At 50.1% G+C, this 13,147-nt stretch carries 13 protein-coding genes; 11 read left to right on the top strand and 2 right to left on the bottom strand.

Going from position 1 to position 13,147, the window contains the following annotated elements:
- Positions 1 to 96: 96 nt before the first annotated feature.
- Positions 97 to 306 (bottom strand): alpha/beta-type small acid-soluble spore protein, encoded by a 210-nt coding sequence (locus DW720_RS04755; RefSeq protein ID WP_022358773.1) that lies wholly within the window; start codon positions 304 to 306, stop codon positions 97 to 99.
- Positions 307 to 622: 316 nt separating this feature from the next.
- Here DW720_RS04755 and rsmD point away from each other — a divergent pair, with 316 nt between their 5' ends.
- Genes rsmD through DW720_RS04740 form a run of 3 tightly spaced genes read left to right on the top strand, consistent with a single transcriptional unit; the run spans position 623 to position 2,330 of the window.
- Positions 623 to 1,177, top strand: a complete 555-nt coding sequence (rsmD, locus tag DW720_RS04750) for a 16S rRNA (guanine(966)-N(2))-methyltransferase RsmD (RefSeq protein WP_022358774.1) — start codon at positions 623 to 625, stop codon at positions 1,175 to 1,177.
- A gap of 20 nt (positions 1,178 to 1,197) precedes the next feature.
- Entirely contained in the window at positions 1,198 to 1,701 is a 504-nt protein-coding gene (gene coaD / locus DW720_RS04745) for a pantetheine-phosphate adenylyltransferase (protein ID WP_022358775.1), read from the top strand.
- A gap of 11 nt (positions 1,702 to 1,712) precedes the next feature.
- The gene (locus DW720_RS04740; protein ID WP_022358776.1) at positions 1,713 to 2,330 is read left to right on the top strand and encodes a hypothetical protein; all 618 of its coding nucleotides are present in this window, start codon (positions 1,713 to 1,715) and stop codon (positions 2,328 to 2,330) included.
- On the opposite strand, the gene DW720_RS04735 is transcribed toward DW720_RS04740, so the two are convergent.
- Complete coding sequence (locus DW720_RS04735) at positions 2,296 to 3,294, bottom strand: nucleoside recognition protein (RefSeq protein ID WP_243023712.1); 999 nt, start codon at positions 3,292 to 3,294, stop codon at positions 2,296 to 2,298. The two genes, DW720_RS04740 and DW720_RS04735, sit on opposite strands and share 35 nt — an antisense overlap.
- A 198-nt stretch (positions 3,295 to 3,492) precedes the next feature.
- On the opposite strand from DW720_RS04735, the gene DW720_RS04730 reads away from it, so the two are divergent.
- The 8 genes from DW720_RS04730 (at position 3,493) to pepT (ending at position 12,908) form a co-directional block, all read left to right on the top strand.
- Complete coding sequence (locus tag DW720_RS04730; protein WP_118742553.1) at positions 3,493 to 5,019, top strand: RsmB/NOP family class I SAM-dependent RNA methyltransferase; 1,527 nt, start codon at positions 3,493 to 3,495, stop codon at positions 5,017 to 5,019.
- A complete protein-coding gene (locus tag DW720_RS16180; protein ID WP_118482382.1) occupies positions 5,019 to 6,488 on the top strand; it encodes a pseudouridine synthase in 1,470 nt (489 codons plus the stop codon). The genes DW720_RS04730 and DW720_RS16180 overlap by 1 nt, the downstream gene beginning before the upstream one ends.
- A gap of 1 nt (position 6,489) precedes the next feature.
- Positions 6,490 to 8,532: a YgiQ family radical SAM protein gene (locus tag DW720_RS04720; RefSeq protein WP_118742552.1), complete on the top strand. Its 2,043-nt coding sequence runs from the start codon at positions 6,490 to 6,492 to the stop codon at positions 8,530 to 8,532.
- A gap of 67 nt (positions 8,533 to 8,599) precedes the next feature.
- Positions 8,600 to 9,364 (top strand): SDR family NAD(P)-dependent oxidoreductase, encoded by a 765-nt coding sequence (locus DW720_RS04715; RefSeq protein WP_118293503.1) that lies wholly within the window; start codon positions 8,600 to 8,602, stop codon positions 9,362 to 9,364.
- 57 nt (positions 9,365 to 9,421) lie between these two features.
- Positions 9,422 to 9,991 carry a hypothetical protein gene (locus DW720_RS04710; protein WP_022358597.1) on the top strand — a complete coding sequence of 190 codons (570 nt, stop codon included), beginning with the start codon at positions 9,422 to 9,424 and terminating at the stop codon, positions 9,989 to 9,991.
- An 18-nt stretch (positions 9,992 to 10,009) separates the two neighbouring features.
- Entirely contained in the window at positions 10,010 to 11,008 is a 999-nt protein-coding gene (locus DW720_RS04705) for an RluA family pseudouridine synthase (protein ID WP_118650813.1), read from the top strand.
- 47 nt (positions 11,009 to 11,055) lie between these two features.
- Complete coding sequence (locus DW720_RS04700) at positions 11,056 to 11,601, top strand: Holliday junction resolvase RecU (RefSeq protein WP_022358599.1); 546 nt, start codon at positions 11,056 to 11,058, stop codon at positions 11,599 to 11,601.
- On the top strand, positions 11,598 to 12,908 hold the full coding sequence (pepT, locus tag DW720_RS04695; RefSeq protein ID WP_118742551.1) for a peptidase T: 1,311 nt from the start codon (positions 11,598 to 11,600) through the stop codon (positions 12,906 to 12,908). Before DW720_RS04700 ends, pepT begins: the two co-directional genes overlap by 4 nt.
- Positions 12,909 to 13,147 lie beyond the last annotated feature (239 nt).

Genomic DNA, 13,147 nt, shown 5'->3' with positions numbered 1-13,147 from the left:
GATTGAAAATCGGTCGTTCAAGTCCGGTTTTGTCAATCATGCTGCTGCCGTTTTTTTCGCCGTTTCAGCGAAGATTCAGAAGAGCCCTACGATGCCTTATTTACCAGCCATCTTTTTTTCCTGTTCCTCAATCATCTTTTTGACCATATAGCCGCCGACGGAACCAGCCTGTGCGGAGGTCAGGTTACCATTGTAGCCCTCGCTTAACGGAACGCCAATCTCATTGGCAACCTCCATCTTAAAGCGGTTCATCGCTTCCTTGGCTTCCGGTACATTGGTTTTGTTAGTGTTGTTGGAACTAGACATAACAGACGCCTCCTTTTTTTTGCGTGTGCCCCTTCAAACTTTCGTTTGTCCGGGTGTCTCTTTTTGTTACATTCTCAGTATGCGGATCTTAAAAGTGAAATACACTAGAAGGTTTTGTGCAAATTGACATTTTGGGGCAAAACACCCACAATGTAGGGAAAAAAGTTAGTATTGATCCGATTTTATGCTTGTATATCAGTAAAACTCATACTATAATAGAACAGATGTAGTGTTAAAAAATACGCAAACTGTTTGGTGAATTTTACGGTTGCAGTTCAAAATACATTAATATTTCTAGTAAGATGGAGAAAAATCCATGCGGGTAATAGCAGGAAGTGCCAGAAGGCTTACTTTAAAGACGATCGAGGGAATGGATACGAGACCGACGACGGACCGTATCAAAGAAACTCTTTTTAATATGATTCAGAATGATATCTATGGATGCACATTTCTCGATTTATTCAGCGGAAGCGGGGCGATCGGGATCGAAGCTTTAAGCCGCGGGGCAAAAGAAGCTGTTTTTGTGGAGAAGAATCCGAAAGCGGCGGACTGCATCCGTGACAATCTGAAAGCGGCCCGCCTGGCTGATAAGGCGACGCTGTTAAACTGTGATATTTCGGATGCATTGAAACGGATAGAAAACCGGAAGAGTGCGTTTGATTTCATTTTTATGGATCCTCCGTACAACCATCTCTGGGAGAAAGAAGTGCTTACTTATCTGGCGCATTCGTCCCTGGCAGATGAACATACGATGATCATCACAGAGGCATCGAAAGAGACCGGGTGTAGCTACCTTTCAGAACTGGGATACCATCTCGAAAAAGAGAAGATATATAAGACGAATAAACATCTGTTTATCCGAAAAGCTTGAATACCAAAGGAGAAAAAAAGATGAAAACAGCCATTTATCCGGGCAGCTTTGATCCGGTGACGCTCGGACATTTTGATATTATAAAGCGATCCTCCGAAATTTTTGATCAGGTCATCGTGGGAGTTTTGTGTAATAACGCAAAATCTCCGTTGTTTTCTGTCGAAGAACGTGTTAAGATGTTAGAGGAAGTGACAAAAGACATTCCTAACGTGGAGGTGCAGTCGTTTGACGGACTTCTGGTCGATTTCATGCGCCAGAATCACGCAAAGGTCATCGTGCGTGGTCTGCGTGCGATCACGGATTTCGAATATGAGCTGCAGCTCGCGCAGATGAACCGGGTGATTGCACCCGAAATAGATACCCTGTTTCTGACAACGAACCTTAAATACGCGTATTTAAGTTCCAGTATGGCAAAAGAGGTTGCGATGTACGGCGGAGACATTTCCGAATTTCTCGATCCGGTCATTGCAAAACAAGTACAGGAGAAATACCAGGCGCTTCAGGAAGACAGGGAATGTAAGTAAGGAGAAAAGCTATGAGCAGAATTGAACAGATCATCACAGAAATTGAAGATTATATCGACAGCTGCAAGTTTCAGCCGCTGTCCAACACGAAGATTTTAGTAAATAAAGAAGAGATTGAAGAACTGCTCGTGGAACTGCGTCTTCGCATTCCGGAGGAGATCAAGAAATATCAGAAGATCATCAGCAACCAGGATGCGATTCTGCAGGAGGCACGTTCCCAGGCAGACGCGATGGTAGCCGAGGCGACCGCCCAGACCAATGAGCTGGTTAATGAGCATGAGATCATGCAGCGTGCATATGCAGAAGCAAACAGCATTATTGAGCAGGCAAATGCACAGGCACAGCAGATCGTGGACAACGCTGTCACAGAGGCAAACAATATCCGCCAGGGTTCCGTTCAGTACACGGACGACATGCTCCGCAGCCTGCAGACCATCATCAAGCATTCGATGGAGGGCGCGCAGAGCCGTTTCGAGTCTTACATGAGTTCGATGCAGTCCAGCTACGATGTCGTATCTTCCAACCGTAATGAGCTGGCTGGCAGTGTCGTGACCGAGCCGGAGGAGAACACAGGCGCCGAGGCAGCAGCGGCCGCTACACAGGCGGCATCCGGCGAAGCAGCAGAATAAAGAGAACGAACGAGAGACTGGCGTGAACCAGTTTCCACAGTACATAATGCCGGATGGAAAGTCCGGCATTTTTTTCTCTGTCTTTTCGGCTGTCCCGTATGACTGAATTTGTCTGGGCGATCCCGGATAACCCGCCAAACGCGGCACACGCCGCTATCGCACCGGATTGAACCGGGATACTGAATATAGCACCAGAACGGGCGATCGCATCGATGCCGGTTGTCATTTCAGCCGTCCCGATCAGAAACAGACGCAGCGTGCCGGAACAGAAGGCGTCGGCAAAGGCAGCGAGGATCGAATACAGCATGATCAAACCGCCGATGCGGACCTGCAGTTCGATGCAGTCCATCAGGATGGTGTCGAAGGAAGCGGGAACGGAGACGGATGTGGATTTTGTGCGGGCGGGCTTGACAGAGCCGGTTTGTTTCGAAAAAGATCGGTTTTGAAGGCTAAAAGAAGTTACTTTATTATAAATGCATAGGAGACTTCCAACCAATAAAAGCGGCGTATATAGTGCCAGAACCAGATAGTTTGACGGAACTGCCGGGTTCAGCCTAGGTGCAGCATATCCGGCGATAAACATGGGGCTTGGCGAAGCGCTGATGGCGGTCAGAAGCCGTTTTTCATGTGCCGAAAGCAGCGATTTCCGGTTAAAATCGGCGGCAGTTTTCATTCCCATCGGGTAACCGCAGAGCATCCCGGCAAGCAGGGCATAGCCGCTGTAGACAGACATACCAAGATGTTTCAAAACTGGGTGAAATGGCGCTAGAAGCAGCCGGACGCCGCCGTGTTCAGCTAAAAGCTTTGAGAAGAGCATAAAGGGAAATAACGTCGGAAAGACCGTATTGAACCATAAAAGAAGTCCTTTCTGTGCCCCATCCGCAGAGAGACGCGGATGCGAGAGCAGAAGCGCCAGGATAAGTGCTGGGAACAGGGCGGATACTATTTTTTTTATATATGGCATGGGAGCGCCTTTCTATCATTAAAAAGTAATATAAAGATAGATTATATATATGTAGACAGAAAATGGCTCATTCCTTTTGGAAGCCTGAAAACCGGCATACCGAACAAAGAAAGAACGAATGAGCGCGAAGAAAAAGTCTTTAGAATCACGATTATAAATGGATATACAGAGCAATAGACAAAAACAGGAGGAAAACGATTGGATTACCGAGAACTGCCGGAAGAATTTCTTGAAAAAATGAAACAATTTCTGGGGGAGGAATACCCGGAGTATCTGGCTTCGTATGAGGAAGAGCCGCGTTCAGGGCTGCGCGTCAACACGGGCAGGCTGACACCGGAACAGTTTTTAGAGATGGCACAGACGGCGGACTGGAATTTGAAACCAGTGCCGTGGACGAAGAACGGTTTTTATTATCAGGGCGAACGCCCATCCAGGCATCCGTGGTACTACGCGGGACTCTACTATTTGCAGGAACCGAGTGCGATGTCACCGGCGGCATGGCTGCCGATCAAGCCGGGCGACCGGGTTCTGGATTTGTGCGCGGCACCGGGCGGTAAAAGTACGGAACTGGCGGCGAAATTAGCCGGTACAGGTGTCCTGTTTTCCAATGATATCAGCAATTCGCGCGCAAAAGCGCTTCTTAAAAATCTGGAAATGTTCGGAGCGGGAAATATCTGTGTAACGAGCGAGGCACCGGAAAAAATGGCTGGCATCCTGCCGGAGTTTTTTGATAAGATTCTGGTCGATGCGCCGTGCTCCGGCGAAGGTATGTTCCGCCGCGATCCGTCGATGGTAAAGAGCTGGAACGAAAAAGGTCCCGATTATTATGCGCCGCTACAGCGCCAGATTCTCGACTGTGCCGTGCAGATGCTTGCGCCGGGCGGGAAACTGGTTTATTCGACCTGTACCTTTGACAGGGACGAGGACGAGGGAACGATCGAGTATATTCTGGAGAAATATCCGCAGATGGCGGTCGTGCCGCAGAAACCGGAATATGGCTTTGAGGGAAGCCGTGGCATTGAGGGCTGTCTGAGATTGTTTCCGCACCGTCTGGAGGGCGAAGGACATTTTGTTGCGCTGTTGGAGAAGCGGACGGAGAAACCGGACGCAAATGTCAGGGATTTGGAAAATGCTGGTGAGAAAGCATTGAGCGCTCCACTTTCGGTAGAGAAAATAGAAGCGCGGTTGTGCCGTGTGGCGCAAGATGGTAAGTCCAGACAGATGGCTTCTGGAAAAACGGAAGGGAAAACATTTAGAAAAGGAAAAAACGGGATGCAAAACCAGACAGACGAGGACTTTTCCCCCCTGTTCGATCTTCTGCGCCAGCTTCCGGTAAGAACCTGGAATCCCGATCAATTCTACCGTGACAGCGAGCGCATCTATTATCTCCCGGCAGCGCTGGCAGGCGAAAATACGCGCTATTTTAAGCCGCTCCGCTGTCTGCGTACCGGGCTTCTGCTCGGAGAACTGAAAAAAGGGCGGTTTGAACCATCTCAGGCGTTAGCGATGAACCTGCGGATGCAGGAATTTGCAAATTATTTAAACTTCAAAGCCTCGGATGAGCGCACGATCCGCTATTTAAAGGGCGAGACATTGACAGCTGCAGAGGAAGAGGCGGCAGATGGTCTTGTACTAATCTGTGTGGATGGATTTCCGCTTGGCTGGGCGCAGAAACGGGGCGGTCAGCTTAAAAATAAATACAATCCCGGATGGAGGTGGCAGTGATGGGACAAGGTAAAAGTATACGTTTAGACCGTTTCCTGGCAGAGATGAAGCAGGGAACGCGCAGTCAGGTAAAAGAGATGATCCGCAAAGGGCGGGTTCTGGTCGATGGAACCGTCTGCCGCGAGTCTGACCGGAAAATATTCCCGGACGAAACCCGGGTTACACTGGATGGACAGCCGGTTGGCTGGGCAGACACGGAATATTATATGTTAAATAAACCGCAGGGCGTCGTTTCCGCAACGGAAGACGGGCGCTATCAGACTGTCATTGACCTTATTGATGAAGCAAAGCGAAAAGACCTCTTCCCGGTCGGACGCCTCGATATTGATACGGAAGGACTGCTTCTCATCACGAACGACGGTGCGCTGGCGCATGAGCTTCTGGCACCGAAAAAACACGTGGATAAGGTCTATTTTGCACGCGTAAAGGGAACACTGAAAGAAGGAATCGAAGCGCGCTTTCAGGCGGGACTGACGCTGACGGATGGCACACCGGTACGGCCGGCAGAGCTTGTGATCGAGAAAAAATGGAACGACGCAGGAGAAGACCTCTGCGAGGCGCGCCTGACCATCCATGAAGGAAAATTTCATCAGGTAAAGCGGATGTTTGAGGCAGAGGGCGGCGAAGTTATTTACCTGAAACGCCTTTCGATGGGACCGCTTGCCCTGGATGAGGCACTGGCGACGGGAGAGTACCGGGCGCTGAGGGAAGATGAAATTAGAGCATTAAAAGAAAGAACGCTAACCTCACAAAATTGTGTATCAAATGACGAAAATTTGTCAGACACCCCAAATAACACACCTCCTGAAATCAACTGGAACACAGTAGACGCCGTCCTCTTCGATCTCGACGGCACCCTGGTCGATTCCATGTGGATGTGGAAAGCGATCGATGTGGAATTTTTAAAGCGTTACGGCTATGACTGTCCGGAAGATCTTGAGAAGGTGATCGAGGGCATGAGCTTTTCCGAGACAGCAATCTATTTTAAAGATCGCTTCCAGCTGCCGATGACCCTGGATGAGATAAAGGCCATCTGGATTGAAATGTCGATCGATAAATACCGCCATGAGGTACCGCTGAAATCGGGTGTTGCGGAATTTCTTTCATTTTTAAAGAAAAAAGGAATCCGCATGGGAATTGCAACGAGCAACGCACAGGATATGGTAGCAGCCGTGCTGGATTCTCTGGATATCCGTTCCTATTTCGGTGTGGTGGCAACTGCCTGTGAGGTGGCAGCAGGAAAACCGGCGCCGGATATCTATCTGAAAGTAGCGGCGGATCTGGGCGTACAGCCGGAAAAATGTCTGGTATTTGAGGACGTCCCGGCGGGGATTCTGGCTGGAAAACGGGCTGGTATGCGCGTTGGCGCGGTCGAGGACGTATTTTCACTTTCCATGACCGAAGAAAAGAAAGAATTAGCTGATTTTTATATCCGGGACTACCGGGAACTGATACAGGGGGCAAGATAAAATGATACATGATTTTTTACCGATCTGCAGGGCGGATATGGACAAGCGCGGCTGGGAGAGCTGCGATTTTGTCTACGTGTGCGGGGATGCGTATGTCGATCATCCGTCGTTCGGACACGCGATCATCAGCCGTATGCTTGAAGCGCACGGCTATAAAGTAGGCATCATCGCCCAGCCGGACTGGAAGAATCAGGAATCCATTCAGATTCTGGGCGAACCGCGTCTCGGATGGCTTGTGAGCGCCGGAAATATGGACTCTATGGTAAACCATTATTCGGTTTCGAAAAAGCGCCGCGCAAAGGATTCCTACACACCGGGCGGCGAGATGGGAAAACGTCCGGATTATGCGACGATCGTCTATTCCAACCTGATCCGCACCTGGTCGAAAAAGCCAATCATTCTCGGCGGTATCGAAGCCAGCCTGCGGCGTCTGGCACATTATGATTACTGGTCCGGAAAAATGAAACGCTCCATTCTGCTGGATTCCCAGGCAGATCTGATTTCCTACGGAATGGGCGAGCGCTCGATCGTGGAGATCGCGGATGCACTGGCGAGCGGCATCGAGGCAAAGGATATCACCTTCATCGAGGGAACTGTTTATAAGGCGGAAAACCTGGATTCCGTTTACGACGAAATCCGTCTGCCGTCTTACCGCGAGGTTTCCTCCGATAAAAAGACGTATGCGGAGAGCTTTTACACCCAGTACAGCAACACCGATCCATTTTCGGGAAAACGCCTCGTTGAGCCGTACAGCGACCGCCTTTATGTGGTCCAGAATCCGGCGGCGAAACCACTGACCCAGGAAGAGATGGACGATGTCTACGCACTTCCATACATGAGAACCTGGCATCCGTGTTACGATGCAGCGGGTGGTATTCCAGCGATCACGGAAGTAAAATTCAGCCTGATCAGCAACCGCGGATGCTTCGGCGGATGCAGCTTCTGTGCGCTGACCTTCCATCAGGGACGCATCGTGCAGACCCGCAGCCATGAATCAATTATTCAGGAAGCAGAACTTTTGACCCAGGAACCGGATTTCAAGGGCTACATCCACGATGTCGGCGGTCCGACCGCAAACTTCCGTCACCCGGCATGCGAAAAACAGATGACCTATGGTGCCTGTCCGCACAAACAGTGCCTGTTCCCGCAGCCGTGCAAAAACATGAATGCCGATCACAGCGACTATATTTCCCTGTTAAAGAAACTGCGGGCGATTCCGAAGGTGAAGAAAGTTTTTATCCGTTCGGGCATCCGTTTCGATTATCTGCTGGCGGAGAAAAACCGGGCATTTTTGCGGGAACTTTGTCAGTACCATGTCAGTGGACAGCTCAAGGTAGCGCCGGAACATATATCGGATAATGTATTAAAACGGATGGGAAAACCGGAGAATAAGGTCTACCGCCAGTTCATGAAGGAATATGCTGCAATGAATGACTCGCTGGGAATGAAGCAGTACCTTGTTCCGTACCTGATGTCCTCCCATCCGGGTTCCACGCTCAAGGAGGCGATCGAACTGGCAGAATATCTGCGGGACCTCGGCTACATGCCGGAGCAGGTGCAGGATTTCTATCCGACACCATCCACACTGTCTACGTGTATGTATTACACGGGATATGATCCGCGCACGATGGAAAAGGTGTACGTGCCGACCAACCCGCATGAGAAAGCGATGCAGCGTGCGCTGATCCAGTACCGCAACCCGAAAAACTATGATCTGGTGCTGGAAGCACTCCGTCTGGCAGGCAGAACGGATCTGATCGGTTTTGATAAGAAATGCCTGATCCGTCCGCGGCAGATCAAAGGCCGCGATTTCGCGGCTGGCGGATATAAAGGGGCGCATCATGGCACCCAGACGGCAAAACCGGCTGCTGCCAATCGTGCAAAAGACACCAAACGACCGGCTGTGGGCAGTATGGCCGGGCACAAACAGACCGGCATAAATGGAAATGGACGAAATGCGGGGGGATTTGGCGGCGCTGTAGGTGGAAAGAGCAGCGGAAGCGGAAAGAAAAAAACCATCCGGAACGTGCACAAGAAGAAATAAAACGTATGTACGCTCGGAATGAAGGAACGACTCCGAGCGTACATGCTTGAGACGGGAGGAATTTCTCATGAAAATTGCGATAATTACAGGTGCCTCTTCCGGTATGGGGCGCGAGGCAGCCAGACAGCTGGCGGATCGCTTTTCGGGACTTCAGGAAGTCTGGCTGATTGCCCGCCGGATGGACCGGATGCAGGAGCTGGAACGGACGCTGCCGATCCCGGCGCGGTGTTTCGCCATCGATCTGACGGATGCATCCCAGCGGGAGACGCTGGAAAACGAGCTGGCGGCACGCAAGCCCAACGTAAAGCTTTTGGTAAATGCTTCCGGCTTTGGTAAAATCGGAACGGTCGGGAACCTGCCGCTTGACGATGAAACGGGAATGGTAGAGCTCAACTGCGAGGCGCTGTGCGCGGTCACGCATATGGTGCTTCCCTATATGAGCGAAAACAGCCGGATTCTCCAGTTCGCGTCAGCAGCCTCCTTTCTGCCGCAGCCGGGATTTGCCATCTATGCGGCAACCAAGGCATTTGTCTTAAGCTACAGCCGCGCCCTGCGGGAAGAACTCCGCCCGCGCAGAATCGGCGTGACGGCGGTCTGCCCCGGACCGGTCAAAACCGAGTTTTTCGACATTGCCGAGACAACCGGGGAGATTCCTCTTTATAAGCGTCTGGTGATGGCAGATCCGCACAAAGTTGTAAAACTTGCCATCCGCGACTGTATGGCGGGAAAAAGCGTGTCGATTTACGGCGTATGGATGAAGGCATTCTTTGTGCTCTGCAAGATAGTTCCGCATGAGTGGATTCTGCGCGCGATGCAGGCGTTAAACCATTAAATCAGACAAAAAGCTAGTATCATTCAATAAAAACATGATAGAAAGGATTTTTACACCGTGAAAAAGATAAAAAAAGGCGATTACGGCTACCGCAATCATTTCAAGCGGAAACAGCTTTTTATCATCGCACTTCTGGCATTATTTATCATCGCACAGCTGGTTGGACGGTCTTTTACAGACAATGATTCCGTCAAAAAAATTCTGACGGTCATGGCGATCGTCACGGTACTTCCGGCGGCGAATCTCGCTTCCCCGTTGATTGCCATTTTCAAATACCATACACCGGAGCAGGCGTTTCATGAGGCATATATGCCGTATGAGGAAAAATTTGAAGTTCTCTATGATCTGGTTCTGACGACACCGGAAGATGTGATTCCGTCCGATGTGACCGTCGTTCACCCGACCGGCATCTATGTGTACTGCATTAATCCAAAGCTGAATGTAAAGCGCGCGGAGGCAGGTTTAAATGAACTGTTAAAGGCTAACAAACTGGATCCGAACCTGAAAATCGTGACCTCACGCAGCACCTTTGACAAGCGGATTCACAGCCTGAAACCGGCGTCAGAGTATGAGGACGATGGAACTGTAGAGTACGGTGTGCGCGTAATAAAAGGATTATCGATGTAAAAAAGGGAGGCGGCAGCCATGCGGATGCTGACAGTATCTAAAAATGAGGCGGGGCAGCGCCTGGACAAGCTGCTGGCAAAATATCTGAATCTGGCGGGAAAAAGCTTCATTTATAAAATGATGCGGAAGAAAAATATTACCCTGAACGGAAAAAAATGCGACGGTTCCGAACATCTGACCGAGGGCGATGAGATCAAGCTGTTTCTGGCAGAAGAGACGATTGAGAAGTTTTCGGAAGTGAAGATTCAGAAAGTACAAAAGAAAAAACTCGATATTGTCTACGAGGACGAACATATTTTACTGATCAATAAGCCATCTGGAATGCTGTCCCAGAAAGCGAAAGAGACGGATGAATCGTTGGTTGAATACCTGATTGACTATCTGCTGGATTCCGGCAAATTAAAGAAAGAGGACCTGGCGTGCTTCCGTCCGTCCGTCTGCAACCGCCTCGACCGCAACACAAGCGGCATCGTGGCAGCTGGACGTTCCCTGCCGGGACTGCAGATCATGTCCGAGGTCATCAAGGACCGGAGTCTGGGAAAATATTATGTCTGCGTCGTGCGGGGAATCGTAAAAGGCGAAGCCCGCATCGAGGGATGGCTGACGAAAAATGAAAAGACGAATCAGGTGTCGATCCGAAAAGAGGAGACCCCTGGAAGTCTGCCGATCCGGACTGCATACAGACCGCTGGTATCTGGAAATGGATATACCCTTCTGGAGGTTCATCTGATCACCGGACGATCCCACCAGATCCGCGCCCACCTGGCTTCCATCGGGCACCCGATCGCCGGGGATCCGAAGTACGGTGATCCCCGGGTCAATGAGGAAGTGAAGAAACGCTTCGGCGTCCGTTCACAGATGCTTCATGCGTGGCGGCTGGTAATGCCGGAAACGATCTCCGAGCCGCTTTCATATCTGGCGGGCAAAGAATTTACCGCGCCTATGCCAGCGGAGATGAAGCGGATGGAAGAGATGATGAAATCAGCTCCAAAACGCCCAGCCAATCATCGCCCGTAAATTTTAAATTGTGGGAAAAACTAAAAAATGAGTGGAGGAGCAACAACATGGGGACATGGAACAGCCGGGGACTTCGTGGTTCAACCCTGGAGGATATGATAAACCACACAAACGATCTTTACCGTGAGAAAAAGCTGGCATTGATCCAGAAAATCCCGACGCCGATCACGCCCGTCTCGATCGATAAAACCAGCCGCCATATCACGCTGGCGTATTTCGACCAGAAGAGTACCGTCGATTACATCGGCGCGATTCAGGGCGTCCCGGTCTGCTTTGATGCGAAAGAATGCGCGGCAGATACATTTCCACTGCAGAACGTCCATCCGCATCAGGTCGCATTTATGCGGGAATTTGAAGAGCAGGGCGGGATTGCTTTCTTAATTATATATTTTTCACAGAGGGATGAACTTTACTACCTGCCATTTTTCCATCTGGACGCATACTGGGAGCGGATGCAGCAGGGCGGACGGAAGAGTTTTACATATGAGGAAATGGATAAAACGTGGCGCATCAAAAGCCACCGGGATATATTAGTCCATTATCTGGAACCGCTGAGCCGGGATTTAGGAGAAAGAGAGGATGATTTTTCATGACAACAGCCGTAGAACGTTTTTTGAAATATGTATCATATGATACGCAGTCAGACGAGGCATATGACACCTGCCCGAGCACGGAAAAACAGCTTCTGTTAGCCAATGAGCTGAAACGCGAGCTGGAAGAAATGGGTGCATCCGATGTGCGGATGAGCGAGTACGGATACTTGTTTGCATGCATTCCGGATAATACTGACAGTACCTCTGCACCGCAAGAAGCGGAAGCTTCTTTTAGCACTGCGTCTGCTCACGGTGCATCCGACGTTGGGCAGAAAGCTACCATCCCGGCACTTGGCTTCATTTCCCACATAGACACCGCGCCGTCCTTAACCGGAACAAACGTAAAGCCGCGCATCGTCCAGGCATATGACGGCAAAGATATCGTATTAAATGCAGAAAAACAAATTGTCATGAAAGTTTCAGAATTTCCGTTTTTAGCCGACTTAAAAGGTCAGGATCTGATCGTAACTGACGGAACCACGCTTCTGGGCGCCGACGACAAGGCAGGCGTGGCGGAGATCATGACGATGGCAGAATATTTCCTGAGCCACCCGGAGATCCCGCACGGCGAGATCTGCATTGGATTTACGCCGGACGAGGAGATCGGACGCGGCGCGGATCGTTTCGATGTGAAAGACTTCGGTGCAGCGGTTGCTTATACGGTAGACGGCGGTCCGATCGGCGAGATCGAATATGAAAATTTCAATGCCGCTTCCGGCAAAGTCCGGATTCAGGGAGCCAGCATCCATCCGGGAGATGCGAAGCTCAAGATGAAAAATGCCATTCTCATCGGCATGGAATTTCAGAGCCTGCTGCCGGTCTTTGAAAATCCGATGTACACAGAAGATTATGAGGGATTCTATCACCTGGATGAAATGAGCGGAAATGTAGAAGAGGCGCAGTTAAATTATATCATCCGCGATCACGACCATGAAAAATTTGAACAGAAAAAGAAATTTTTCGCCGAAGCCGCCGATTTCCTGAACCGCAAATACGGTAAGGGCACCGTGATCGCCGAAGTAACGGACAGCTACTACAACATGAAAGAAAAAATTGAGCCGTGCATGTACCTGATCGATACCGCCAAAGAGGCGATGACAGCCTGCGGCATCGAGCCGGAGGTCGTTCCGATCCGCGGCGGCACCGACGGCGCCCGCCTCTCCTACATGGGGCTCCCGTGCCCGAACCTCTGCACCGGCGGGTATAACTATCATGGAAAATATGAATTTATTCCGGTGGATTCGCTTCAGAAGACGGCGGAGATACTGGTGGAGATTGGAAAGCAGTTTGCAGCTCTGGCTGAGTGAAATAAATAGTAAAAGGAGATCCTCACCATTCTTTCTGGTAAATACTGAAAAATGAAGTTGATCAGGACTTCCAGCTTTTTTTCTGCTTATTTTACAGAGGCAAAAGGGTTGAACAGTTTGGTGGTACTTATGAGGACTTGGAAAAAGCAGCTTTATCCGTAACACTGGTTTGAAATTTTCTCCCAAATTCAAGAAAAAACCATTGACAGATCCATATTCCGATGCTAGAATATCTAAGT

It is taken from the genome of Clostridium sp. AM27-28 (assembly GCF_003480955.1).
Taxonomy (GTDB): Bacteria; Bacillota; Clostridia; order Lachnospirales; family Lachnospiraceae; genus Otoolea; species Otoolea fessa.
Note: the sequence above shows the minus strand (reverse complement) of the source record. Positions and strands in the feature narration are given on the sequence as shown.

Bases quoted from the DNA above. Each gene is read 5' to 3' on its own strand.
- DW720_RS04720 (WP_118742552.1), top strand. From the start codon at position 6,490: ATGATACATGATTTTTTACCGATCTGCAGGGCGGATATGGACAAGCGC.
- rsmD (WP_022358774.1), top strand. From the start codon at position 623: ATGCGGGTAATAGCAGGAAGTGCCAGAAGGCTTACTTTAAAGACGATC.
- DW720_RS04755 (WP_022358773.1), bottom strand. From the start codon at position 306: ATGTCTAGTTCCAACAACACTAACAAAACCAATGTACCGGAAGCCAAG.
- DW720_RS04735 (WP_243023712.1), bottom strand. From the start codon at position 3,294: ATGCCATATATAAAAAAAATAGTATCCGCCCTGTTCCCAGCACTTATC.
- DW720_RS16180 (WP_118482382.1), top strand. From the start codon at position 5,019: ATGGGACAAGGTAAAAGTATACGTTTAGACCGTTTCCTGGCAGAGATG.
- DW720_RS04715 (WP_118293503.1), top strand. From the start codon at position 8,600: ATGAAAATTGCGATAATTACAGGTGCCTCTTCCGGTATGGGGCGCGAG.
- pepT (WP_118742551.1), top strand. From the start codon at position 11,598: ATGACAACAGCCGTAGAACGTTTTTTGAAATATGTATCATATGATACG.
- DW720_RS04705 (WP_118650813.1), top strand. From the start codon at position 10,010: ATGCGGATGCTGACAGTATCTAAAAATGAGGCGGGGCAGCGCCTGGAC.
- coaD (WP_022358775.1), top strand. From the start codon at position 1,198: ATGAAAACAGCCATTTATCCGGGCAGCTTTGATCCGGTGACGCTCGGA.
- DW720_RS04700 (WP_022358599.1), top strand. From the start codon at position 11,056: ATGGGGACATGGAACAGCCGGGGACTTCGTGGTTCAACCCTGGAGGAT.
- DW720_RS04740 (WP_022358776.1), top strand. From the start codon at position 1,713: ATGAGCAGAATTGAACAGATCATCACAGAAATTGAAGATTATATCGAC.